Consider the following 23,387-nt stretch of genomic DNA (forward strand, 5'->3'; position numbering starts at 1 on the left):
CAAACCCCCGAATGAGCGTGTGAGCGCGATCCCGAATGCCGGCAGTTCAAGCCAACATGACGACATGCGCATTCCCATTCACTTAACAAATACGAATGATTCGCGTTTATATTCGTATTTATTTAAAAAATCAAGTGATACTTTTGCGTCACAAGACTGGATGCGTGCAATGTGTTCATCGAGCAATGGCCCGCAGTCAGGGAAAAGGTCGAAAGCGAGCACCAGCATGTCAATGTCTCCCACACCGTAGCTCTCGAAACTTCCCGACGGTGCCGTGCCATTGCCTTGTTTAAATGGCTGGCTGAGCCCGGCGGCCGTCGCGTCCGCAATTCACCATGCCGGAAAGTAATAAATAGGAATCCGAATCTAATGGCTTATACCTGACGCTTTGGAACAGCCCGCTCATGCGCGTACGGCCCGTCATCGGCTTGAAGTACTTTAGCCGCCCGAACCGTGCTGCCCGCTCAGCGCCATGCGGGGCTTCGACCAAGGTCGCGCCCCTGTTCTTCACGGAGTCATCGCGGCCCTGGCGGCTCAGTTCGACCGTTCGACATTGCGGTCCAGATCGCCGACAATCACAAATAGGGTGCTTCCCGGCGACCACATATCCAAAGCCTCTCGATCCGCTTTGCACAAAACAATGCACATACAAACCGAAGGAAGACTTTCCGCACGGCGATCACAATACCGAAATGCGCAATGTTTCCGATAACCTGAATCCAGCCCTCCTACCGCCAATCCATGCTTTCAACTTCAAGTGCCACACTGATGACGTTAGGTAGCGTTATCGTGCTGGTCATGCCGGGTCCCACAAACACGTTGCTCGCCACCGCAGGTCTGAGGTCTGAGGTCGGGTGTCCGGCGCTCGGCTCATCTGACTGGCGCCGAATTCGCCGGCTATCTCGTGTCGATTTCAGGCTGGGGATATTTCCTTTCGCATGCGGCTACCTCGCTAACCTGGCTACCAACGCTCTTGCGTATTGCGAGCGGTCTATATCTTGCCTACCTCTCGGTCCGCATGTGGCACACGGCGAACTCGTTTCCTTCGCCGGCGCAAGGGACGATCGGGCTGCGCGTGTTGTTCATCGCTACCTTGCTCAATCCGAAAGCAATCCTGTTCGCTGGCACGATTTTTCCCGCGGCCGCGTTCGAAAATTTGGCGGCCTATCTGGAAGCGATGGCAATCTTCACGACCCTGCTGATTCCAATCGGTCTGGCGTGGATCGCATTTGGCGCAGAACTCGGTAGCGGCCGCCTGATGCGGATCAGTCCGGTGCATGTGCAACGCTGTGCGTCGATCATCCTGGCTGCCTTTTCCTTGTCTCTTGCGTGGGCGGCATTGCACTAAGTGGCATGGGTTCAGGCTTGGCACACGTCGCTTGGCCGTCTCAACTGCCACGACCGCCGCATCGGGCAGTTCGCAAACGGCGGTTAAAGAGAAGGTCAGCCATTGACAAGGAAACGATCATTTCCTAATATGGGAAGCGATCGTTTCCTATTAAAGTCCAATATGACATTGCTCCAGTCGTCAAAACACCCCCGTGGTCCGGGCCGCCCTCGCGAGTTCGACATGGAGAAAGCATTAGATGGGGCGCTCCTGACGTTCCGTGAACGAGGCTTCCACGCCGCGTCCATAGCCGATCTCAGCTCGGCGATGGATCTCACCGCCGGCAGTATCTATAAGGCATTCAGCGACAAGCGCGCGATTTTTCTCGCCGCCTTCGACCGCTACACAAGCCGACGCAACGCTCGCCTGCAGCAACTGCTCGAAGTCGAAGTGAGCGGGCTCAACAAGATCAGGGCCATGCTCGCCTTTTACGCGGAGTCGTCGCATGGCGTTGAAGGACGGCGCGGCTGCCTTGTGGCAGGTAGCGCAACAGAGCTTGCAACCTTCGACTCGGAAATGGCCGCACGAGTGACAACGGCCTTGCGGCGCGTGGAAACGTCGTTGCGCACCCTCATCCAGCTTGGCCAATCCGACGGTTCGATCCCTTCTGACATAGACGTAGAAGCCACAGCCCGGGTCTTGCTCTGCCTGTTGCAAGGTTTTCGCGTTATCGGCAAGACCGGGCGCACGCGCGCCGACATGATCGCAGCAGTCGATCAAACCATGCGATTGCTTGCTTAAAAAATTTCCTGATTTAGGAAACGATTATTTCCATATAGATAGGACTGTAACCCACGTTCATTAGAGGAACCGACAGCCACTCACTATCAGTCTTCGTGGCAGCGGCAACCGATCTCACTTTAGGAAAGGAGTATCACTCATGACGCAACCGCAAACAGAATCAACATTACAACCTGCACGCCGCACGATCGAAGCTTTACCGGCGTCCCGGTCCGACGCCAGGTTGACTGGCTTCGAGCATCGTTTCGAAACCGTCAACGGTGTGAGATTGCATTATGTTTCCGGCGGCAGAACCGACGGCGACACCGTCGTTCTGCTCGCAGGTTTCCCGGAGAGTTGGTACGCATGGCGTAAGGTCATGCCGCTGCTTGCCGAGCGCTACAAGATCGTTGCCCTGGACCTCCCCGGGCAAGGCGACTCCGATCGCCCTGCGCACGGATACGACACACAGAGTCTCGCAGATAGGGTTCACGGCCTGCTTCAGCAACTTGGTATTAGCGAGTATTTCCTGGCCGCCCACGACGTAGGCGCATGGGTCGCCTATCCTTACGCAGCGCTTTTTGGCAACGAAGTCCGGCGGCTCGCGTTGCTGGATGCGGGAATTCCGGGCATCACCCTGCCGGACGCCTTGCCTATTGCCCAGGAGCGGGCATGGCGCACCTGGCACTTCGCGTTTCATGCCATACCCGACCTTCCCGAGATGCTGATAGCCGGCCGGGAGCGCGAATATCTGGACTGGTTTTTACGCCGAAAGACAGCGAACCCTGAGTCATTCTCAGACGCCGACGTGGAAGAATATTTGCGTATCTTCAAGAAAGATGGCGGCTTACGAGCGGGGCTCGCCTATTACCGCGCCGCAGCCCTGTCTGCGCAACAGAATCGCGCACGATGCGCCAAGGGAAAATTGAAAATGCCTGTGCTGGCGCTAGGCTCCGACCAAGGGTCCATTCCGGACATGGCTGCTCCGCTCAGAGCTTTTGCCGAAGACGTTCACGACGGAACGATCGCGTTCTGCGGCCACTTTCTTCCGGAAGAACAACCGGCAGCGGTCGCCGCCGAACTGACCGCCTTCTTTCGTTGATCCCAGCCAGTCACCCCACAGCCCCCGACGAGCGCCTTAACACGGGAAGCGCGGCCTTCCGCCCTCCGGCAATCATGATGAACAAGCTGTAGTTTTGGTAAATATCAAACAGCAATCCGCCGATGCTGCCACCTGCGATAGCGGCGATGCCAACCACAATATAGAGGGCGCCGAGAATCGCACCAAGGTTCGCCACTCAAGCAGGTCGCCTCTCGTTATCTTCGGACACCGAATAAATAACCGCAAACCAAAGACCGGCGTATCTCGCCCGTATGTCTGTACAGCGCCCCGGGAAAACCCCCTGTGTACCCCCTCCTACTCATGGCTGACCTGCGAAAGCGCCGCAATCAAGTCACCAAAGCGTTCACCCTGAACCACAATGTGCCCGCGCAACGCGACAGCGGCTGCTTCGCCGTCGCCTTTGGCGAGAGCGTCCACCACTGCCTGATGCTCGTCGAAGGACGAGGTCATGCGCCCCTTCACCCGTAGCTGCAGCCGTCTATACGGTCTTAGCAGCTTATGCAATGCCTTCGCCTGGTCATGAAGGAAGCTGTTATGGCTGCCCTCATAGATCAGGCAATGGAAACGCTCGTTCAAATGGTAGTAGTCGTCGGGATCGTCCGAATCGCGCGCTTCCAAACAGGCAAGATGCGCCGCACCAAGCGCCTCAAGCTGCCCGGCGCTCATCCGCCTTGCGGCAAGCCGGCCACACATTGCCTCAAGCTCGGCCATCACTTCGAACATCTCGATCAGCCGATGCAAGCTGATCTTTGCCACCACCGCGCCATGTCGTGGCCGCATTTCTACCATGCCGGCGGCAACAAGCTGCAAAAGCGCTTCGCGAACTGGCGTACGAGACACCTGGAAACGCGCGGTAAGTTCGGATTCATCCAGCGAGGCGCCCGGCGGAAGGACCCCGGTTGCGATGTCTTCCTCGATGGATTCGCGAAGCTGATCGGCGCGAGTGAGCTTGTTCGTCATGATCGACCTTTTACGGTTGCGGGTTGGCCGGAGCACTCAAGGCCAGACAGTACGCGTAAACGATAGTTGAGAATGCGGTGGGGAGAATTATAAATACACAAGGTTCCTTTAAATATATTTCTAAACGTCACACAGCTTACAAAGCTTTTGCGACGGTTTCAATGGTCCTCTTCCCGAGGTTCATTGTGTCCTTCAAGTTTGCTCGCGCTCGCCAGAAACGGGCGCCCGTTTGCCTATGCGAAACCGGCGTCGCTTATCCCTTTCCGTTTGCGGACGTGGGGCGTCCTTAAGCGCAATCCGATTCGAGATCCTTGTTCCATGAAGCTGGCCATGTTCGGAGAAACTGATCATGAAAGTAAAATCAGTAGGTGTACTACTGGGAATGAGTGTGATGGGTGTGGGCGTAGCGTTGATCGGTGGATGCGGGCACAGCGACAATGGTTCGGCGAATACCAACAAGGGCGCGGGCTTTATCAACAGCTTCCAGATCATCTCTAGCGCGCCCGCTTTCGGGGGCGCCACGCCGGCCGGAGCAGCCGGCCCTTATCAGGTCATTACAGCCGTCGTGCACGGCGAGCTTGATCCGAACAATCCGCTCAACGCCGGTATCGTGAACATCAAGAACGCGCCGGTCGGCTCCGACGGGTACGTGGCCTACGCGACCGATGTCGTGATCCTGCGGCCCCAGAGCGCATCGACCGCAAACCGCGTTCTGTTCTATGACGTCGTCAACCGCGGCAGCAAAATTGGCGACGCTTCGTTCGTTGGCGGTGGCGCACTCGATACCGGCGCGGCCCCCACGTCCAGTTTCCCCTCGCTATTGCGCAATAACTACACCATCCTGTGGAGCGGCTGGCAAGGCGATGTTCCACTCACCGGCAACAGTACGCTCGCCGGCGCCGGGCTCCTGGGCACCAGCTTTCCGGTTGCGACCAACAAGGATGGCACGCCAATGACGGCGCTGAGCCGCGAGGAGTTTATCCCTGACTACGCGGGCGGCCCCGCCACCACCATCCCGTTGACCTATGCACCCGCCAATCTGAACGACAAGACTTCCGTGACGTTTACGGCGCGGCAGTCGTGGCTGACAGCTTATGGCAGCATTCCCGGTGGATTCCAGACGTACACGGCGCCATCGGTATCCGTACCCACCTGGAGTTATGTCAGTACACCAAACAATGTCTACGAGGGTAATTACTCAGTGACGTTTACGCCACCGACCACCGTGCCCGGACCCAACGGCTCGAGTGTCGCGCCTGACGCAGGCACCATCTACAGCTTTGTCTATATGGCGGCCGCGCCCACCGTCGACGGTATTGGTTTCGCGGCATTGCGCGACCTGGTGTCGTTCCTTCGATACGACTCAACGGATGCTCAGGGCGTCGCCAATCCGCTCAACGATCTGAAGACTGCCCCTTGCGCCGCGGCCTCTTGCTCGCAGAACACCAACTTCGACATCGCTATTGGAGAAGGCATCTCGCAATCGGGCCGATTCATGAAGGACTTTCTGTACGAGGGTTTCAATGTAGACAAGAACGGCAAGATCGTTTTCGACGGCATGTTCCCGATCATCTCCGCTGCCCGCCGCACGTGGACCAACGCGGCATTCGCGCAGCCCGGCCGCTGGTCAAAGCAGCATGAAGACCATTTCATGCCCGGCTTCCAGTTCCCGTTCACCTACTCGACGCTCACGGACCCCGTCAGCGGCGCGACGGATGGCCTGCTCAAGCAATGCTCGGCGACCAACACCTGCCCGAAGATCATGCAACTCGACGGCGCGTTCGAATGGTGGGGTGGCGCGGCGTCGCTGGTGGTCACAGACGGGCGCGGCAACGACATCCAGCTCCCGCCCAATGTTCGCTACTACTTCGTGCCAGGGACGCAACACGGCGGCGGCAGTGGCGTAACCACGGGGAACTTTGTCGTGCCTGCGACCGGCAGTCAGTGCCAGTTGCCGGCTTCACCGGTCGAAGAGACGCCTATCGAGCGAGCGCTTATTCCCGCGCTTGTGAACTGGGTCGCCAATGGCACCCCGCCGCCGGCGTCGCAGTATCCGACCGTTGCAGCCGGCACGCTTGTAGCGCCAACCCAGACCGCTACCGGGTTTCCGAGCCTGACGAACGTCTTTGTACCGAGCGGACCGGCGGCCACCCCAGTCCAGTTGCAACTGACCTTTAACGGTGAGTACAACCAGCTGTTCGTGACCGACTACAGCAACGCCGTGCCGGTGGTCAATACCGCGCAGCAGTACACCATTCTTGTGCCGAAAGTCGATGCCAACGGCAACGAGACAACCGGCGTGCTCGTACCCGATGTCAGCGTGCCGCTCGCCACGTACACCGGCTGGAATTACCGCGGGTTGGGCCACGCAATAGGCGACGGCTGCATCTCGAACGGCGCGGCAATTCCGTTAGCCACGAACGCTGCCGCAGAAGCAGGCGGGACGGATTCCCGAGCCACGCTCACGACGCTCTATGGCGCCAGCAGGTCGAAGTATCAGGCTGCCGTATCGGCAGCGGCCGATACGCTCGTGAGCCAGGGCTATCTGTTGCAGGCCGACGCCGACAACGTCTTCGTTGCCAACGCCGCAAGCATTTCGCCTACCTTGTTGCCCTTGCCCTGAAGCGAAAATGAGGGAGCCGGATCGTGGCGCCACCCGGCGTCACGACTGACTCCTCATGCCGATTCCTGACTTCCTGACCGCGACGCACGATGAACAGGATGGAGCGATGACCGGAACGAGAAGACGCACAGCCGCCGGGTTTATCGCTGCCGCAATGATGGCGCTCAATGGCTGCGGCGGAGGTGGAGGCAGTTCTGACACAGCGAACCCCGGTGCGCCCGCACCGGCCGCGCCGAGCGCAGTGGTCTATCAGGATAGCTTGATGCTCGGCAGCATCACTCCGCAATCATTGTCTTTCGTTCCGGCAACAACGACCGTGAACGCCATGATCGTGAGTCCTGCGGCCGCGCCGCTTGTTGCCGCCGGCAACACCCCGCTTGTATCGAGCTATTTTCCGGGCACTGTTCCCGGCGCGGGCATAACCTGTATCTCTGCGCCAACGAACAGTATTGGAACGGTGACAGGCGTCAACGCCGGCGTGAACATCAAGAGTGTTGCTGTGATGCTGGATGGCTCCTGGACAGCATCGACCACTCCCGATGCAAACTGGAGTGCTCTTGGTGCCAGCGCTGCAGTGTTTGATGGCTGGGAAAACTGCGGAGCCAAAGCGGAAGGCAGTCCGTCGCCGTCGTCCACCTTGACGATCAATGCGGACGGCAGCTTCTCTGATAACGTATTCGACGGCAACCCCTCCACGACAGTTACCATCGTCGATCAAAGCTTCAGTTCGACACAGGCCGCGTCGATGCTCACGGACGCCGGTTATCTCGATGCGAGCCAGGCTGACAATCCGCAGACCATTCGCCTGAAGGTATTCCAGAACGCTGCCAAGCAGACACTTCTCGTTGAGCAAGGCATTCCGGCCAGCGGCGCGACCAACGCAAATCCTGGTTTTGTTGCGATCTATTTTCAGCGGTAAGACCGATCGACAACGGACTGCAGGTTCACAACGAAGGCCGCCGAGAACCCTTTCCATCTTCTATCCGATACCACCATGCGCGGCAGCTGGCGTGTTTCAACGCCGGTCGCGCAGCGCTATTTACCTCTCCTTCACATGCATCACCCGAGCGGAAAGGTCACGATCCTCCATCGATCCGGGCGCTAAATTTGTCGTCGATGGTTTCTTTTTCGACGAGAATATCGAATATACAAAGCATTACTTATCATATTAAATGGCAGACATGCCAGCAGGTCTTGCTCGACCTATTGTTCAGATATTTGACCTTTTGAATTCAGACGCCTCTTTGGACTGGGTATTCATCTGACCTCGGCGCTGCAACCCATACTGCGTCAGCAGTTCAATACAAAACCGTTCAATGCAAGAGAGCGAGGAGAACGTCCCGCCTCCTCAGGCGCTTTTCTTGCTGATGCAGGACGCCGTACCTCGCGTTGTTATGCTGGGCTGCAGCGAGCGATTCGCGCTTGCACGCTGTGGATATGACGTGTTGTGGACCGCTCGACAGCCGCCGGAGAATCGCCATGAAATCTCTGCAACGCAAATCCGCTTTTTGCCCAGTCTCTCGTCGCCACTTGTTCAAAACATGTACGCAATTGCTGATAGCGGTGTGCCTCGGGTCGTGCGGCGGCGGTTCCAGCAACAGCCCGACCACCACCACGACCACCAGTGCGGGCGGCGCCAGCAGTACGCCCGCGAGCCCAAGTACAACACCCGCGCCGTCCACGACCACGCCAAACAGCACGACACCCACGCCGGCCCCGACAACCCCTGCCGCCACTCCCGCGCCGAGCACGACCACACCCGCCGGAACGACTACCGGCTCGACGCCAACGGCTGTGGCAGCCTACGCGACAGACGTGCTGATGCACCACAACGACCTCGCACGAACCGGCCAGATGCTCTCCGAAACGACGCTCACGCTGACCAATGTCAACTCCACAACGTTCGGGAAGTTGCGCTTCCTTCCTGCCGACGGCAAAGTCGACGGGCAGCCGCTATTCGTGACGAATCTCACGATGGGCACGGTCGCGCATAACGTCGTTTATGTCGTGACGGAGCACGACAGCATCTATGCCTACGACGCAGACAGCGGTGCCGCGTTGTGGCAAATATCGCTGGCGCCTGCGGGCGAATCCTCGAGCGCTGACGTCGGCTGCACGGACATCACGCCGGAAATCGGTATCACGTCGACGCCGGTCATCGACCGCTCGCGCGGTCCGAATGGGACGCTATATGCCGTCGCCATGACCACGGACGGCAGCGGGAACGTCCATCACCGCCTGCACGCGATCGATCTTGCGACAGGAGCCGAACTGTTCGGCGGCCCGACCGAAATTGCCGCTACCTATCCAGGCAGCGGTTCGGAAGGTGCGAACGGCGTCCTTACCTTCAATCCGGTGCTGCACACCGTACGCTCGGCGCTGACGCTGGTCAACGGCACTATCTACATGGGATGGACCGCTCACTGCATGTCGGGCAACTATAACGGCTGGCTGATGGCCTACAGCGCCGATACGTTGAAGCAAACCGGCGCGCTTCCGGTTACGCCAAACGGCACCAAGGGATCGATCTGGATGGCGGGCTCGGGCATGGCGTCGGACGGGACATCGATCTATTTTATCGACGGCAACGGCACCTTCGGTACGACGCTCAACGCGCAGGGATTTCCATCCGATGGCGATTTTGGCGACACGTTCGTCAAGCTGTCCGCTCTTCCGACGCCGGTCGTAACCGATTACTTCGCGATGTATAACACCGTGGCCGAATCCGACGTGGACGGCGATTTCGGCTCCGGCGGACCGATGCTGCTGCCCGATCAAACCGCGTCGGACGGCACGGTCAAGCATCTGGCTTTAGGAGCGGGCAAGGACACCAATATCTACGTCGTCGATCGCGACAACATGGGCAAGTTCAGCCCGACGTCCAACAACATCTGGCAGGAGCTGATCGGCGTCCTGGCTGACGGTATCTGGGGCTCGCCGGCGTACTTCAACCATGTCGTCTATTACGGAGGCCAGACCGATACGCTCAAGGCGCTGCCTGTCACCAACGCACTGCTCGCCACCGCACCGTCTTCGCAGACCGCGTTGCAGTTTCCTTATCCCGGCGCGACGCCGGCCGTTTCGGCGAACGGCACGAGCAACGGCATTGTGTGGGCGGCAGAAAACGGCACGATTGGCGCGCTTCACGCATACGACTCGACCAATCTTGCGCACGAGTTGTACAACAGCAATCAGGCCGGCACGCGGGACCAGTTTGGCGCGGGCAACAAGTTCATCACGCCGATGATCGCGGAGGGGAAGGTGTATGTAGGAGCGACGAACGGCGTTGCGGTGTTCGGCTTGCTACAGTAATGCTGAGATACGAGGGGGGGCGGATGCGGATATCCTCCCCTTCGCGTCAATTGTGCAAACCGCCCGGCCTATGTCACCGCTCTTAGCGCTTTTACAAGTTCAGCCAGGCGATAGGGCTTGTTGACGAAGGCAAAATCCTCGATACGCCCGTACCGCTCGCGTAATGCCGGAATGGGATATCCCGAGGCCACTATCACCTTGAGACCGGGTCGAAGCTCGCGCGCCAGGCGCGCCAGTTGAATACCGCTGATGCCCTTCGGCATGACGACGTCAGTGAACAGGAGGTCGATGTCGGAACGGCGTTCAAGGATCGCCATGGCTTCGACGCCGTTGGCCGCTGTCGCAACCTCGTAGCCTATGCTGCGAAAAAGCTGCCCCGCCGCGTCGAGCACGTCGGGCTCATCTTCCACGATAAGAACCGTATCCACGTTGTCGCCGGCCGCGGCAATCCTGTCGTCTGGCGCGCCTTCAATCACGGGCAAGTACATGCTGATGGTCGTACCTTTGCCCTCTTCGCTGTCGATCACGACGTCGCCGCCGGATTGCGCGATGAATCCATAGACCTGGCTTAAGCCAAGTCCCGTGCCCTTGCCCACCTCCTTGGTCGTGAAGAACGGCTCGAACGCGCGTGCAACAACCGCCGGCGGCATGCCCGAGCCTGTATCGGAGACAGAGACCCAGACGTAAGCACCCGGCGCCAGACTCCCGACCTCCACGGCACCCAGCTCTACGTTCTCGACGGCGATTACCAGCTTTCCGCCAGTGGGCATGGCGTCGCGGGCATTGACGACCAGGTTCAGCAACGCCGCCTCGAAACGGGCGGCATCCAGCAAAATGGTCCGGGCGTGGCGTGCCAGCCGGATGTCCATTTCGATAGCGGAATTTCCCGCGCGGCGCAGCACGGGTTCGAAATTGCTGATCACAGCGTTCACGTCATATTTTTCAACCTTGAGCGGTTGCCGACGGGCGAACGAAAGCAGTTGCTGGGTCAGGAGCGCCCCGCGCTCGACGGCGCGTCGCATGGCGTCCAGTATCTTTGTATCGGCATAATTCTGCGCGCGCGCGGCCAGTACATCCACGCTGCTTGAAACGATCGCCAGCAGGTTATTGAAGTCATGGGCAATGCCGCCGGTGAGCTGCCCGATCGCTTCCATTTTCTGCGACTGGAAAAGTGCCGCATTGGCTCGCTCAAGCGCCTCCGCTGCCTGCTTTCGTTCTGTTATATCTCGCGTGACCTTCGCGAATCCCAGCAGCCTCCCCGCTTCGTCGCGGATCGAATCGACCACCACGTGCGCCCAGAATCGCGTTCCGTCTCGGCGCACACGCCAGCTCTCCTGTTCAAACCGGCCTTCGCTCGCGGCCGTTGCCAGCGTCTGGGCAGGCATGCCATTAGCACGGTCTTCTTCCGTGTAGAAGACCGCGAAATTCGAACCGACAATTTCCTCTTGCTTGTAGCCCTTGATGCGTTCGGCGCCGGCGTTCCAGTTCGTGATCACCCCCGTCGGGGAGATCATGTAGATCGCATAATCTGTCACGCTCTGAACGAGCAGGCGGAACCTGTCCTCACTTTCGCGCAGCGCCTCTTCGGTCGCTTTGCGCTCGGTAATGTCGCGTGTGATTTTGGCAAAGCCGATCAGCTGGCCTGAGGGAGTGCGGATCGGATCGACCACGACGCTTGCCCAGAATCGCGTGCCGTCTCTTCGCACCCGCCAACCTTCATCTTCGAACTTACCTTGTTCGCGGGCGGTTTGTAACGCCCGGGTCGGCTTGCCTGAACGCCGGTCCTCCTCCGTATAAAAAACGGAAAAATGCTGGCCGATGATCTCGTGGGCGGCATAGCCTTTGAACCGTTCCGCCCCGGCGTTCCAGCTATTGACAATCCCCTCGGGGTTCAGCATGTAGATGGCGTAATCGCTGATGCTCGTGACGAGCAATTCAAAGCGCTTTTCTTCGCTCACGCCACACAACTTCGCACGGTCGTCGGTTTTCATTGTTCAGACTTCCACGTGTCGTAATTTTAGTTGTGGTCCAAGAAGGCTGTATCGCATCACGCGACGCTTGTTCATCGATGATAGTACTGGATTGATTCATTTATCGACACGTCTTACGGAAACGTATCGACAGGTGACAAGCAAGGCGAAAAGGAAGAGGCGCGGTCTGATCAGTCGACGTCGCAGGCGGCGTGTCGGGCACTCTGAAATTCCGCGCTCGGCAGCCCCGTTGATCAGGACACGGCGGCTCCCACCGCGTCCGCGTGTAAACTAGCGAACTTTTTGACTCTGGTGGTATGGTGCAAGCCCCTCAGCGCACAGCTTTCAACGGACCGACGCTCATTCGCTTGCTGGCTCGCCTGGCGGATGTCGATGTGACCGAATCCAGACAACCGCTCTCGGACAGGCTGAGCCAATGGCTCCACTGGACAGACGCCATCGCGCTGTCCACGGCGCTCAACGGTAATCCGCCTGCCGTAGCCCCCGGCGCGCAAGCCCTCGGCAGCGCGGAGGAGACCGAGTGCGCCCGCGTGCGCAGCACGTTGGTGAATGCCATCGTTAGCGGTAGTGCGCCTGCCGCCGCCAAGCGCCATGGGTCCGCGCAAACGGCCTCTCATGGAGCTTCCCTGGACGCTGCCGTCGACTATCCGGCTTTTCGTCAGATGTATCTGTCCATGCAGCAGACGATGGAAACGGGCATCGGCAACTTGCGTAGCCGCTTGCGGGCAAAGCTGGCTGCCAGAACACCCGGCATGAGCCGGCTCGCGGAGGTGGATGCCGTCATGGAGCGTGCACTGGGTCCGCGCGAGCGGAGTCTGCTGGCCACCGTGCCCGCGTTGCTCGGCGCGCATTTCGAGCGGTTGCGCAAGACCGAGCGGGAGACGCTGGCCGACGCGCAGGCGTCGGAACACACCCCGACGATTGCACCGGGCGCGTGGCTGAACGTGTTCCGCAAAGATATGCAGAGCGTGTTGCTGGCCGAACTGGATCTTCGTTTTCAACCGGTCGAAGGGTTGCTCGCGGCCCTTCGCACCCGCTAACTGGGACGCTATGTCCAGATATCTGAATCTTGTCGTTTTTTTGGTGGGTCTGGCCGCTGTGTGCTGGATCGGCGCCGGTTACGTTGGCTCGAACGCGCTGGCGTTGGCCGTCACCGTGCTCGTGGGGGCCTGCTATCTGGCGGGCGCGCTCGAATTGCAACGCTACAGCCAAGCCACTTCCACCCTGGCGCGTGCCCTGGCGGACCTGTCCAAACCTCCGCCAAGCCTCGCCGCCTGGCTCGACCGATTGCATCCCAGCTTGCGTAATGCGGTGCGCCTGCGTATCGAAGGCGAGCGTGTCGCGTTGCCGGGGCCGGCGCTTGCGCCCTATCTGGTTGGCTTGCTCGTGTTGCTAGGCATGCTGGGCACGCTCCTGGGCATGGTGGCGACCCTGAGGGGCACAGGCATGGCGCTGGAAAGCGCGACGGACCTGCAGGCTATACGCGACTCGCTGGCCGCACCGGTCAAAGGATTGGGATTTGCGTTCGGCACCTCGATTGCAGGCGTAGCCACATCCGCCATGCTCGGGCTGCTTTCCGCGCTGTGCCGGCGCGAGCGGATCGAGGCCGGGCAGATGCTCGACGTGAAGATCGCGACCACATTACGCATCTACTCGCAGACCCATCAGCGCGAGGAAACCTTCAAGCTCCTGCAGCGGCAGGCCGAGGGGATGCCTGAACTGGTCGATCGGCTGCAGATGATGATAGCGGCCATCGAACAACAGAACCTTGCCGTCAGCGCGCAGCAGATCGCCAGCCAGGAGGCTTTCCACGGCAAGGCCGAGGCAACTTACGCTCGCCTCGCTTCGTCGGTGGAGCGGTCGTTGAAGGAGAGCGTCGCCGACAGCACCCGCGCCGCCGGCGCGGCGCTGCAGCCGGTCATGGAAGCCACGATGGCAGGCCTTGCCCGCGAGACGGCTTCGTTGCATGCCACCGTCACGCAGGCCGTGCAACGGCAGTTGGACGGGCTGTCGAGCGGATTCGAGGCGAGTACCACCACCGTGGCCAGTATCTGGAATCAGGCACTGGAGGGACACCGGCGATCAAGCGAGGCGCTGGTCCAGCAGCTAGGCACCTCACTGGATCGATTCACCGGCACCTTCGAGCAACGTTCGGCCGGCCTGCTGGAAGGTGTCGCCGCGCGCCTGGACGCTACGGCCGGCAGTGTGTCTGCGGCGTGGAACGAAGCGCTGGCACGGCAAGAACGCGCTGGCGAGACGCTGGCGAATCACAACCAGCAGGCCTTGACCGAGGCCGCAGCGACCTTCGAGCAGCATTCGGCGTCGCTCCTGCGCACGGTCGGCCAGTCGCAGGCGGACTTGCAGGGTGAATTGGTATCGCGGGACGAGCAACGGCTCGCGGTCTGGACCGAGACGCTCGGTTCGATGGCCGCTATGTTGAGCCGCGAGTGGGAGCAGGCGGGCACGCGCACCGCGACCCGGCAACAGGAGATGTGCGACACGCTGGCGCAAACTGCACGCGATATATCGGCCCAGACGCAGGCGCACGCCAGCAACACGATCGCAGAAATCGACCGGCTGGTACAAGCTGCGTCGGAAGCGCCCAAGGCCGCGGCGAACCTGCAGGCGGAATTGGCATCGCGGGACCAGCAGCGGCTGGCGGCCTGGACCGAAACGCTTGCTTCGATGGCCGCTACGCTGAGCCGCGAATGGGAGCAGGCGGGCACGCGCACCGCGACCCGGCAGCAGGAAATTTGCGACACGCTGGAGCGGACCGCGCACGACATATCGGCCCGGACGCAGGCGCACGCAAGCGACACGATCGCCGAGATCTCCCGGCTCGTGCAAGCGGCATCGGAAGCCCCCAAGGCCGCCGCCGAAGTCGTCGCCGAACTGCGCCAGAAGCTCTCCGACAGCATGGTCCGCGACACCGCGATGCTGGACGAACGCACCCGTCTGCTGGCAACGCTGGAAACCCTGCTCGATGCCGTGAACCATGCGTCCACCGAGCAGCGCGCAGCCGTTGACGCGCTGGTCGCGACATCGGCGGGTCTGCTGGAGCGTGTGGGCACCCAGTTCGCCGACAAGGTTGAAGCCGAAACCGGCAAACTCGGCGCCGTTGCCGCGCAGGTCACCGGCAGCGCCGTCGAGGTGGCGAGCCTGGGCGAAGCATTCGGCATGGCCGTGCAGTTGTTCGGCGATTCGAACGAGAAGCTGGTGACTCACCTTCAACGTATTGAAGTCGCGCTGGACAAGTCACTCGCGCGCAGTGACGAACAGCTTGCCTATTACGTGGCGCAGGCTCGGGAAGTCATCGACCTGAGCATGATGTCGCAGAAGCAGATTGTTGAGGACCTGCAACAGCTCGCCGGCCGGCGTGCGTCCGCCGAAGCCGGGGATGGAGCCACGGTCGCATGAGCGAGGATATCGACGGCGGTGTGGAGACGATCGCGCCTGTATGGCCTGCCTTCGCCGATTTGATGTCGGTGCTGCTGGGGGCCTTCATGCTGATCATGGTGGGTGTCATCGGCATGCAACTGGAGCTGTCTTCCAAGCTTGAGCATGAGGTCAAGCAACGGCAGATGGAAACGCAACGCCGCAAGACCCTGGAGCAGGCGCTGGCCGGGCCGCTGGCAGCGGGGCGGGTGACGCTGGTCAACGGACGTATTGGCATCAACGGCAGCGTGTTGTTCGCGCTCAACTCCGATCAATTGCAGCCCGAAGGCCGGGACGTATTGAAGAGCCTGGCCGGGCCGCTGACCGCTTATCTCCAGGCCAACGATCAGATCCTGATGGTGAGTGGTTTTACCGATGACCGGCAGTTGCGGGAGAGTAACCGCCGCTTTGCCGACAACTGGGAGCTGTCAGCGCAGCGCGCGTTGACGGTAACCCGTGCGTTGATCGATGCAGGCGTCCCTTCCGCCTCCGTATTCGCGGCCGCTTTCGGCTCACAGCAGCCCGTCAGCTCGAATGCCGACAACGAGGGACGGGCGAGGAACCGGCGAGTGGAAATTGCGCCGGTCCCCAGGCTGTCGAACGCAACGGTGAAGCCCGGTGAATAGCGAAGCGAGTGATGTGACGGTTAGCATCCGCTCGACGCTCGATGCATGGCGCGAGCGCGGCGCCGATCGGCTGGATCCCGTCCGCTTTCATTTTATCGAAGCGCTGCATCGGCGAGCGGCCAGCCACAGCGGCGAGGCGCGACGGATTCTGGATGACAGGCTGTCCACACTGCTCGCGGCCTATGCTCGCGATCTCGAGAACGCCGCGTCCCAAACCGCCCATGCCGCCGAGCCCGCTCGCGGGGCGCTTGCCGGGCTGATCGAGTACATGAGCCTGTGTGCATCGGTGGCTAGCGACGGCCCCAAAGCGGGCCACACCTTGCCCCGCTCCTCCTATCCAGAAATGGAGGCGCTCGATTACTTCAGGAAAACCTGGACCAAGATCAGTGCCGAGAGACAGTTCCGGCAGTCGCTTGCACAAGTGCCCGGGAATGCCGGTCCGCTCAATTCGAGTAGCCTCGTGCATCGCTCGCTCTCGCTAATGCGCGAGTTGTCGCCAGGGTATCTGCAGCAGTTCTTGTCGTACCTCGACGCCTTGTCGTGGATGGAACAGATGAACGGCGGCGGCGCCTTGCCGGATAAAGATGCGCCTCGCTCTGGGAGTCCCCGGAAAAGCACGCGCGGCAAACAACGCTAGCGCCAGGAGTAGAAGTCAAAGGTTGCGACGACGCGCGGTACTGCCCGTGTCTCACTCATCGTCCCGCGCTGTCAGTTCGCGGACGAGCGGTATGACCTCTTGTGCGAACCGTTTCATATCCGCTTCAAACGGCTGAAACTGCAGCATGAACAATTCGATTCCCGCTCGATGAAACTCGACAATACGCCGCGCTACCGTTTCGTAGCTGCCAACCAGCCCCGCTGCGGTCCCGCCATTCGATCCAACGCGCGCTGACTTGGCGAACGTCTGGTGCATGACCGCCTTCGGATCGATGTTTTCCTTCTGCGATGCACGCAAGGGAGCATCCTTCGCAGCGAGCGCGAACAGGTGATCGAGATGCTCCTGCGCCTGCCCGTCCGTTGGCCGCGCAATCACGAAGGCGGAAAGCCCGAAGCGCAATGGCGCACCGGTACGGGCACGCCCTCCCACGTCTTCGATCAGCCGACGCACATCGGGCAACGGTTGGCCGTTGATGAACCAGAAATCGCCGCGTTCAGCCACGAGTGCCCTCGCCGGCTCCGACTCGCCGCCGACATAGATGCGCGGTCTCTCCCGAAAGCGGTCGGCCGGGCGCAAGACATAGTCTTCCACGTCGAAGAACCGCCCCTTGAAATTGGTACGCTTTCCAAGCATCAGGTCATTCACAACCGTGATCCATTCACGGCCGTATGCATATCGTTCGTCATGCTCAGCAAAACCGATACCGGCCTTGGCCAGCTCAGGACGATTCCACGCGTTGACCAGATTGATCGCGAATCGCCCGCCGCTGATGTCTTCAATCTGCATGGCCATTTTGGCCAGGGTGACGGGATGATAGAGATAGGGCTTGATCGCCGTGATGATCTCGATGCGCGTAGTTAAGGCAGCCAACGCTGCCGACGCAGTCCACGCCTCCAGTTGATCAAGCTTTTCGTCATGGGGATTGATCGTATGCTGCGCGACCAGGGTCGAGTCGAAACCGAGTCGCTCGGCTTCCAGGATGAGGTCGCGGTTGCGAGCCCATGACGCATCGTAGGGCTCGTCAGGATCCTGCAGCGCGGCACGGCTACCGTGCACCAGCGCCCAAATGCCGAAGCGGGGAGTTGACGAAGGCATCAGTCGACCTAATGTGGATTGAAAAAGACAAGAATCAGAACCTGCAAGCATGCGTCGACCACATCGCGCAGGTCAATGCAACGCTTCCAGTTTGTTCGCATATCGATAGAAGGAAAACCGGAATGACAATTCGTCTGCAATACGGCCATTCCTGGTGAGAGTTTCCGTCTCTCCGCATCTTCTCAGTTCCTTATATCCGAACATGAAATCACGTTGCGGCGTTATGGCGATAAGGTTCAGCCGATTTATTGTTAGATCAAATCGTGCCTGGTTCTTATACTCGCTCAAGTAACTGCTTGATTCGAACCGAGCCACTCAACCGCTTCACCGTGCCGTTTCCTTCGCGGCTCCCTTGTGAACGACTACCCAGCGAGCGACTACCCATCATGACAACGCCGAACCCTCGCAGCGCAGATCACCCTATCGATCCGCAATTCGTCAATCGCTGGTCGCCCCGCGCCTTTAGCCAGGAACCTATAGACAATGCAACGCTGCTGACCTTTCTCGAGGCCGCCCGTTGGGCGCCGTCCTCGTATAACTCGCAGCCGTGGCGGTTCGTCTACGCGACGCGCGACAGTGAACACTGGCCGCAATTTCTGGGTTTCCTGAACGACTTCAATCGCACCTGGGCAAATCATGCAGCGGCGTTGGTCATCGTCCTTTCAAAGAGTACGTTTGTCCCCCCGGGCGGAACAGGCGAGGTGCCGACCATCAGTCATTCGTTCGATACGGGTGCCGCGTGGGGCTATCTTGCGCTGCAGGCAAGTCTGGCCGGATGGCATGCGCACGGGCTGGCCGGAATCGAGCGAGACAGAATCCGGACAGAGTTGAAAATCCCGGATATCTACTCGATTGAAGCGGGGATCGCGATAGGCCGTCTCGGCGACAAGGCTTCGCTGTCGGAGGCGCTACAGGCGCGAGAAACGCCCAGTCCGCGCAAACCCCTTGGCGAAATCGCAACCGAAGGTCGATTTGCCGCCTGACTTATGCCGCCTGACCTATTCAAGGAAACACGCCAATGTCCCATCACGTCTACAAGCAAATTGAACTGACCGGCTCGTCAACGCAATCGAGTGACGACGCGGTGTCGGTCGCCCTGGCAAGGGCTAACAAAACCTTGCACAACATTGACTGGTTTCAGGTCATTGAAACGCGTGGTCATGTCGAGGGCGGCAAAGTTGCGCACTGGCAAGTGACGCTAAAGGTCGGCATTCGTCTCGACGACTAGTCGCGGTGGCCGCGTCGGCGCACGTTATAGGAACCTTGGCTCAAGAGGACGATGCTTTCCATAGCCGAAATACTTGGTTCGCGCGCGTGCGAGGCGGCGTTAAATTGCGCGCTCAACAACCAAGTACTCAGTGAAGGAATATAAGGTGGCCTTTTTGCTGCGTTTCTCCCGACGTATCGCCCTGTTTTCACTCGCCTGTCTCGTCTTGACAGGCAGCTTGAATGCGAACGCGGAAGAGCAAGTTCTGAAGATCGGTGTGACGACGGGCCCTCACGAAGAGATTTTCGAAGCCGTCAAAAAGGTGGCAGAACGCGATTACGGCCTGCATATCCGGATTGTGGCCTTCAGCGACTACATACAGCCGGACGCCGCGCTCGATGCGGGCGATCTTGACGCCAACAGTTATCAGCATCGTCCTTTTCTCGCCTCCCAGATTCGTGCACGTGGCTATAAGCTGGTGGGCGTCGGGCGTACGTGGATCGGCCCTATTGGCATCTACTCAAAAAAGTACAAGCAGTTCTCAGCGCTTCCCGATGGTGCCAGCATCGGCATTCCGAACGATCCGGCAAATGAGAGCCGAACGCTGCTGCTGTTGCAGAAAGCAGGCGCGATCAAACTGCGCTCCGGGATCGACCCCGTCACGGGCATCAACGCGACGCCTCGCGATATCACTAGTAATCCGAAGCATTTCAAGTTCACTGAGATCGACGCTGCGCAACTGCCGCGCACACTCGACGATTTCGATGCAACCACGATAAACGCCGACTATGCGATCAAGGCCGGTCTGAATCCCGGTCACGACACCATCCTGGTAGAGGATGCGGATGGACCATACGCCTGCTTGATTGCCGTTCGGGAACAGGATGCCGGCAAGCCGTGGGTGCAGCAGATCGTCAAGGCATATCAATCCGACGAGGTGCGCAACTTCATTCTCACGCGCTATAAAGGCGCGATCATACCGGCGTTTTAATACCCGGCAGATCAGGCTGCGTCGGCGGTCCAAGCCTTCATGCGCATACGCACATGCGTCATGCCGCAAGGGCAATCTCGCCGCTCAGTGCCTGGCCAGCCGTTTCACCACGGCGATCATCCGGTCGACCTCTTCCGGCGTGTTGTAGAACGCGAGCGACGGCCGCACGGTCGCCTCCACGCCGAAGCGCCGCAAGATAGGCTGTGCGCAATGATGCCCGGCCCGTACTGCAATACCCTCTTCGCTGAGCGCACGCCCCACCTCTTCGGGCGTGTAGCCGTTCAGAACGAATGACAGCACGCTCGCTTTGTCCTGCGCCGTGCCGATCAGGCGCACGCCCGGAATCGGCTTCATCAACGCGGTGGCATAGTCGAGCAACTCGTGCTCGTAACGCGCGATGTTTTCTATGCCGACGCGCGTCACATAGTCGATCGCAGCACCCAGGCCGACTGCATCCGCGATGTTCCCGGTGCCCGCCTCGAAGCGATGTGGCGCCGGTTGAAACACCGTCCGCTCAAATGTCACGTCCGAGATCATGTTGCCGCCGCCCTGCCACGGCGGCATTGCATCGAGCAGCGCCCGCTTGCCATAGACCGCACCTATTCCGGTCGGCCCGAACACCTTGTGACCCGAAAAGACAAAGAAGTCCGCATCGAGTGCCTGCACATCCACGCGCATATGCGACACCGACTGCGCGCCATCGATCAATGCAACCGCGCCGACGCGGTGCGCCATCTCCACCATTTCCTTGACCGGCACGACAGTGCCGAGCGCATTCGACACCTGCGTCACCGCGACGATCTTCGTCTTGCCGTTCAACAACCGGCTGTACTCTTCGAGCAGCACCTGGCCCGAATCGTCAACCGGAATCACCCGCAGCGTCGCGCCAGTCAGCGAAGCCAGTTGCTGCCACGGCACGATGTTCGCGTGATGTTCAAGATGCGACACGACGATCTCGTCGCCCGCCCCGACGTTCTGCACTCCCCACGACTTCGCAATCAGGTTGATCGCCTCGGTCGTGCCGCGCACAAACACGATCTCCTCGGGCTGCGAGGCGCCGATAAAGCGTTGAACCCTGTTGCGGGCTCCCTCATAGGCATCAGTCGCGCGACCCGCCAACGCATGTGCCGCACGATGAATGTTGGAGTTCTCGTGCAGATAGAAATAGGCGAGACGATCGATGACGGTCTGCGGCTTTTGTGTAGTGGCCGCGTTATCGAACCATACAAGCTGCCGGCCGTTCACACGCTCCTGCAGGATCGGGAAGTCGCGTCGGATCGCGTTTACATCGAACTGGGGATGGCCAGACTGCGCCTGCGCGGCAGGGTCCGATGTGCGGCCCGATGCCGGCGTCCCGGGCGAGCGGATATCCTCGAGAAAATAACGCTCGGTGGCGTCCGGCCGGGCGGGAGCCGACTCCGCAAAACCGCGCGGCAATCCAAACGACGATCCTTGCGGCGGGCCAGCGTTCGCGGACTCTCCAGCAGGCAGCAGTGACGGAACACCCAACGGATCGAGCAGCGATGCCGTGGGCAATGGTCCGTCCTCAACGCCATACGACGGAGGCCTAGCGATATCGATGAAATAGTAAGGTGATGCGCTGCTGCGACCGGCAGCCCCATCGGCCGGCAGATTCGCCGCCGCGGCTTCCGGCACACCGAGCGCGGTACCCCCGTAGCGACTGTCAAGCGCGGGTGCGATCGTCACCAGATTGTCGGGCAAACCGTTCTGCGCAGCGGCATGCGGCAACAAGGCAGGCGCACGATTGCCGAGCGATAGAACGTGGGTCGGCGCTGAAGGCGCAAGGTTGGCACCCGGCACCTTGCCTTGCGGTATCGCTGCACCCGGTATGCCGCTGCCTGCGCCGGACGGTCCCGCCATCGGAGAGCCCGGCGGCACCGGATTCGTCGAAGCCGGCAAGGCAGGCGCCGCCGCGGCAAGCTCGGAGGGCGCACTGCCAGGCACACCGTTGCCGCCAAGCGTGCTGCCCGGCAACGCGGCAAAAAACGCGTTTGCAAGACGCGCCAGCATCGCTGGATCGGGCAAACCGGCAGGAAGCGCTGACGTTGGGTCGGGATAAGCTGTCGGCGAACTACTGGTAGGTGTGGGCATAGTCATGGTACTTGCCAACCTCAACGTCCTCGAGGACCGCCAACGCGTCCGGCGTGTGCACTGCAAGCGAGCAATACAGCGACACCAGGTAGGAAGCGATTGCCTGATTGTTGATTCCCATGAAACGCACCGATAACCCCGGCCCCTGCTCGCCTGCCACGCCCGGCTGATAAAGACCGACCACACCCTGGCGCTTGTCGCCGACTCGCAGCAGCAGGATCTTGGTCTTGCCGTCGTCCACGGTTACCTTGTCTGACGGAATCAGCGGGATGCCACGCCATGTGAGGAATTGCGAGCCGAACAGGCTGATGGTTGGAGGCGGCACGCCACGGCGCGTACACTCGCGGCCGAAGGCGGCGATCGCCAGCGGATGGGTCAGGAAAAACGCTGGTTCCTTCCATACCCTGGTCAACAGTTCGTCGAGATCATCCGGAGTCGGCGCGCCGGTCAGCGGCAGCACGCGCTGCTCTTCCGCGACATTCGCAATTAACCCGTAGTCAGGGTTGTTGATCAACTGGCTCTCCTGCAATTCCTTGATCGTCTCAATCGTCAGGCGCAGTTGTTCCTTGATCTGGTCGTGCGGGCTGCTGTAAAGATCGGAGATGCGCGTATGCACCTCGACAATCGTGCTCACGGCGTTCAGAAAATATTCGCGCGGCTCCTCTTCATAAGGCACAAAGGTGGTCGGCAATTGGCTTTCGTCTTCGCGCGCGGTGCATGTGGCAGTCACGGCTTCCGGATTCTTCACCTGATTCAGACGATAGATGCCTGCCTCGACCGGCACCCATTGCAGCAGATGCGTGAGCCAGCGAGGTGTAATGGTTGCAAGCTGCGGGACAGTTTTGGTGGCGTTCGCCAACTGCCGTGCGGCATGGTCGCCGAGTGCGCTGTGACCGGGTGTTGCCATTTTCAAACCCCCTTTCTGTAAGAAATACGGGAATGCTTATAGGCAAAATTGATCTGGAACGAGTAGCAAAGGTACTTCGTCTTTTTTGATCCGGCAAGGATTACGTGGCGATAAACGCCGGCTCTGCGTTCGATGGAAAACATTGGGCGGAATGCGCCTGGCGCATCGAGCAGGATCGATAGATATGAGGATTGTCAGTGAGCTAATGGGTTTTATCGCGAGACGGATGCGGGGAAATTC

The 23,387-nt window shown here is 60.2% G+C and carries 18 protein-coding genes and 1 pseudogene; 13 read left to right on the plus strand and 6 right to left on the minus strand.

Annotated elements, in window-relative coordinates; genetic code table 11:
• Positions 1-741: 741 nt before the first annotated feature.
• From ACSQ36_RS32490 to ACSQ36_RS32500, 3 genes and pseudogenes are all read left to right on the plus strand, one after another.
• A pseudogene (locus ACSQ36_RS32490) lies at positions 742-1,348 on the plus strand (LysE family translocator).
• Positions 1,349-1,570: 222 nt separating this feature from the next.
• Positions 1,571-2,128, plus strand: coding sequence for a TetR/AcrR family transcriptional regulator (locus ACSQ36_RS32495; protein WP_436185215.1), 558 nt, complete (start codon positions 1,571-1,573; stop codon positions 2,126-2,128).
• A 139-nt stretch (positions 2,129-2,267) separates the two neighbouring features.
• Complete coding sequence (locus ACSQ36_RS32500) at positions 2,268-3,209, plus strand: alpha/beta fold hydrolase (protein WP_436185216.1); 942 nt, start codon at positions 2,268-2,270, stop codon at positions 3,207-3,209.
• A 10-nt stretch (positions 3,210-3,219) separates the two neighbouring features.
• On the opposite strand, the gene ACSQ36_RS32505 is transcribed toward ACSQ36_RS32500, so the two are convergent.
• Both ACSQ36_RS32505 and ACSQ36_RS32510 read right to left on the minus strand, forming a co-directional pair.
• The gene (locus tag ACSQ36_RS32505; RefSeq protein WP_436185217.1) at positions 3,220-3,405 is read right to left on the minus strand and encodes a hypothetical protein; all 186 of its coding nucleotides are present in this window, start codon (positions 3,403-3,405) and stop codon (positions 3,220-3,222) included.
• A gap of 119 nt (positions 3,406-3,524) precedes the next feature.
• Entirely contained in the window at positions 3,525-4,190 is a 666-nt protein-coding gene (locus ACSQ36_RS32510; RefSeq protein WP_213763784.1) for a GntR family transcriptional regulator, read from the minus strand.
• Positions 4,191-4,539: 349 nt separating this feature from the next.
• Here ACSQ36_RS32510 and ACSQ36_RS32515 point away from each other — a divergent pair, with 349 nt between their 5' ends.
• The 3 genes from ACSQ36_RS32515 to ACSQ36_RS32525 all read left to right on the plus strand — a co-directional run bounded on the left by ACSQ36_RS32515 (position 4,540) and on the right by ACSQ36_RS32525 (position 10,125).
• A complete protein-coding gene (locus ACSQ36_RS32515) occupies positions 4,540-6,813 on the plus strand; it encodes an alpha/beta hydrolase domain-containing protein (protein ID WP_436185218.1) in 2,274 nt (757 codons plus the stop codon).
• A 55-nt stretch (positions 6,814-6,868) separates the two neighbouring features.
• Positions 6,869-7,732, plus strand: a complete 864-nt coding sequence (locus tag ACSQ36_RS32520) for a hypothetical protein (RefSeq protein WP_436185219.1) — start codon at positions 6,869-6,871, stop codon at positions 7,730-7,732.
• A 560-nt stretch (positions 7,733-8,292) separates the two neighbouring features.
• Positions 8,293-10,125, plus strand: a complete 1,833-nt coding sequence (locus ACSQ36_RS32525; protein WP_436185220.1) for a pyrrolo-quinoline quinone — start codon at positions 8,293-8,295, stop codon at positions 10,123-10,125.
• A gap of 68 nt (positions 10,126-10,193) precedes the next feature.
• Here the strand turns inward: ACSQ36_RS32525 and ACSQ36_RS32530 are convergent, their stop codons facing one another.
• Positions 10,194-12,116, minus strand: coding sequence for a PAS domain S-box protein (locus tag ACSQ36_RS32530; protein ID WP_436185221.1), 1,923 nt, complete (start codon positions 12,114-12,116; stop codon positions 10,194-10,196).
• A 296-nt stretch (positions 12,117-12,412) separates the two neighbouring features.
• Between ACSQ36_RS32530 and ACSQ36_RS32535 the strand changes: the two genes are divergently transcribed.
• Genes ACSQ36_RS32535 through ACSQ36_RS32550 form a run of 4 tightly spaced genes read left to right on the plus strand, consistent with a single transcriptional unit; the run spans position 12,413 to position 16,814 of the window.
• Complete coding sequence (locus tag ACSQ36_RS32535; protein WP_436185222.1) at positions 12,413-13,156, plus strand: DUF3348 domain-containing protein; 744 nt, start codon at positions 12,413-12,415, stop codon at positions 13,154-13,156.
• Between the two features lie 10 nt (positions 13,157-13,166).
• The gene (locus ACSQ36_RS32540; RefSeq protein ID WP_436185223.1) at positions 13,167-15,533 is read left to right on the plus strand and encodes a DUF802 domain-containing protein; all 2,367 of its coding nucleotides are present in this window, start codon (positions 13,167-13,169) and stop codon (positions 15,531-15,533) included.
• Complete coding sequence (locus ACSQ36_RS32545; protein WP_436185224.1) at positions 15,530-16,177, plus strand: OmpA family protein; 648 nt, start codon at positions 15,530-15,532, stop codon at positions 16,175-16,177. The genes ACSQ36_RS32540 and ACSQ36_RS32545 overlap by 4 nt, the downstream gene beginning before the upstream one ends.
• Entirely contained in the window at positions 16,170-16,814 is a 645-nt protein-coding gene (locus ACSQ36_RS32550) for a DUF2894 domain-containing protein (RefSeq protein ID WP_436185225.1), read from the plus strand. Before ACSQ36_RS32545 ends, ACSQ36_RS32550 begins: the two co-directional genes overlap by 8 nt.
• A 51-nt stretch (positions 16,815-16,865) precedes the next feature.
• Here ACSQ36_RS32550 and ACSQ36_RS32555 read toward each other — a convergent pair whose 3' ends face one another.
• Positions 16,866-17,930 (minus strand): LLM class flavin-dependent oxidoreductase, encoded by a 1,065-nt coding sequence (locus tag ACSQ36_RS32555; RefSeq protein ID WP_213763791.1) that lies wholly within the window; start codon positions 17,928-17,930, stop codon positions 16,866-16,868.
• A gap of 386 nt (positions 17,931-18,316) precedes the next feature.
• Between ACSQ36_RS32555 and ACSQ36_RS32560 the strand changes: the two genes are divergently transcribed.
• From ACSQ36_RS32560 to ACSQ36_RS32570, 3 genes are all read left to right on the plus strand, one after another.
• A complete protein-coding gene (locus ACSQ36_RS32560; RefSeq protein ID WP_436185226.1) occupies positions 18,317-18,913 on the plus strand; it encodes a nitroreductase family protein in 597 nt (198 codons plus the stop codon).
• Between the two features lie 35 nt (positions 18,914-18,948).
• The gene (locus ACSQ36_RS32565) at positions 18,949-19,158 is read left to right on the plus strand and encodes a dodecin (protein ID WP_213763793.1); all 210 of its coding nucleotides are present in this window, start codon (positions 18,949-18,951) and stop codon (positions 19,156-19,158) included.
• A 181-nt stretch (positions 19,159-19,339) separates the two neighbouring features.
• Positions 19,340-20,128, plus strand: coding sequence for a MetQ/NlpA family ABC transporter substrate-binding protein (locus ACSQ36_RS32570; protein WP_436186437.1), 789 nt, complete (start codon positions 19,340-19,342; stop codon positions 20,126-20,128).
• 84 nt (positions 20,129-20,212) lie between these two features.
• On the opposite strand, the gene ACSQ36_RS32575 is transcribed toward ACSQ36_RS32570, so the two are convergent.
• Both ACSQ36_RS32575 and ACSQ36_RS32580 read right to left on the minus strand, forming a co-directional pair.
• Complete coding sequence (locus tag ACSQ36_RS32575) at positions 20,213-22,246, minus strand: family 2A encapsulin nanocompartment cargo protein cysteine desulfurase (protein WP_436185227.1); 2,034 nt, start codon at positions 22,244-22,246, stop codon at positions 20,213-20,215.
• Positions 22,221-23,147, minus strand: a complete 927-nt coding sequence (locus tag ACSQ36_RS32580; RefSeq protein ID WP_436185228.1) for a family 2A encapsulin nanocompartment shell protein — start codon at positions 23,145-23,147, stop codon at positions 22,221-22,223. The genes ACSQ36_RS32575 and ACSQ36_RS32580 overlap by 26 nt, the downstream gene beginning before the upstream one ends.
• Between the last annotated feature and the right edge of the window lie 240 nt (positions 23,148-23,387).

It is taken from the genome of Caballeronia sp. LjRoot34, assembly GCF_964253815.1.
GTDB lineage: Bacteria > Pseudomonadota > Gammaproteobacteria > Burkholderiales > Burkholderiaceae > Caballeronia.

Bases quoted from the DNA above. Each gene is read 5' to 3' on its own strand.
- ACSQ36_RS32495 (WP_436185215.1), top strand. From the start codon at position 1,571: ATGGAGAAAGCATTAGATGGGGCGCTCCTGACGTTCCGTGAACGAGGC.
- ACSQ36_RS32500 (WP_436185216.1), top strand. From the start codon at position 2,268: ATGACGCAACCGCAAACAGAATCAACATTACAACCTGCACGCCGCACG.
- ACSQ36_RS32510 (WP_213763784.1), bottom strand. From the start codon at position 4,190: ATGACGAACAAGCTCACTCGCGCCGATCAGCTTCGCGAATCCATCGAG.
- ACSQ36_RS32515 (WP_436185218.1), top strand. From the start codon at position 4,540: ATGAAAGTAAAATCAGTAGGTGTACTACTGGGAATGAGTGTGATGGGT.
- ACSQ36_RS32520 (WP_436185219.1), top strand. From the start codon at position 6,869: ATGCCGATTCCTGACTTCCTGACCGCGACGCACGATGAACAGGATGGA.
- ACSQ36_RS32525 (WP_436185220.1), top strand. From the start codon at position 8,293: ATGAAATCTCTGCAACGCAAATCCGCTTTTTGCCCAGTCTCTCGTCGC.
- ACSQ36_RS32530 (WP_436185221.1), bottom strand. From the start codon at position 12,116: ATGAAAACCGACGACCGTGCGAAGTTGTGTGGCGTGAGCGAAGAAAAG.
- ACSQ36_RS32535 (WP_436185222.1), top strand. From the start codon at position 12,413: ATGGTGCAAGCCCCTCAGCGCACAGCTTTCAACGGACCGACGCTCATT.
- ACSQ36_RS32540 (WP_436185223.1), top strand. From the start codon at position 13,167: ATGTCCAGATATCTGAATCTTGTCGTTTTTTTGGTGGGTCTGGCCGCT.
- ACSQ36_RS32545 (WP_436185224.1), top strand. From the start codon at position 15,530: ATGAGCGAGGATATCGACGGCGGTGTGGAGACGATCGCGCCTGTATGG.
- ACSQ36_RS32555 (WP_213763791.1), bottom strand. From the start codon at position 17,930: ATGCCTTCGTCAACTCCCCGCTTCGGCATTTGGGCGCTGGTGCACGGT.
- ACSQ36_RS32560 (WP_436185226.1), top strand. From the start codon at position 18,317: ATGACAACGCCGAACCCTCGCAGCGCAGATCACCCTATCGATCCGCAA.
- ACSQ36_RS32565 (WP_213763793.1), top strand. From the start codon at position 18,949: ATGTCCCATCACGTCTACAAGCAAATTGAACTGACCGGCTCGTCAACG.
- ACSQ36_RS32575 (WP_436185227.1), bottom strand. From the start codon at position 22,246: ATGACTATGCCCACACCTACCAGTAGTTCGCCGACAGCTTATCCCGAC.
- ACSQ36_RS32580 (WP_436185228.1), bottom strand. From the start codon at position 23,147: ATGGCAACACCCGGTCACAGCGCACTCGGCGACCATGCCGCACGGCAG.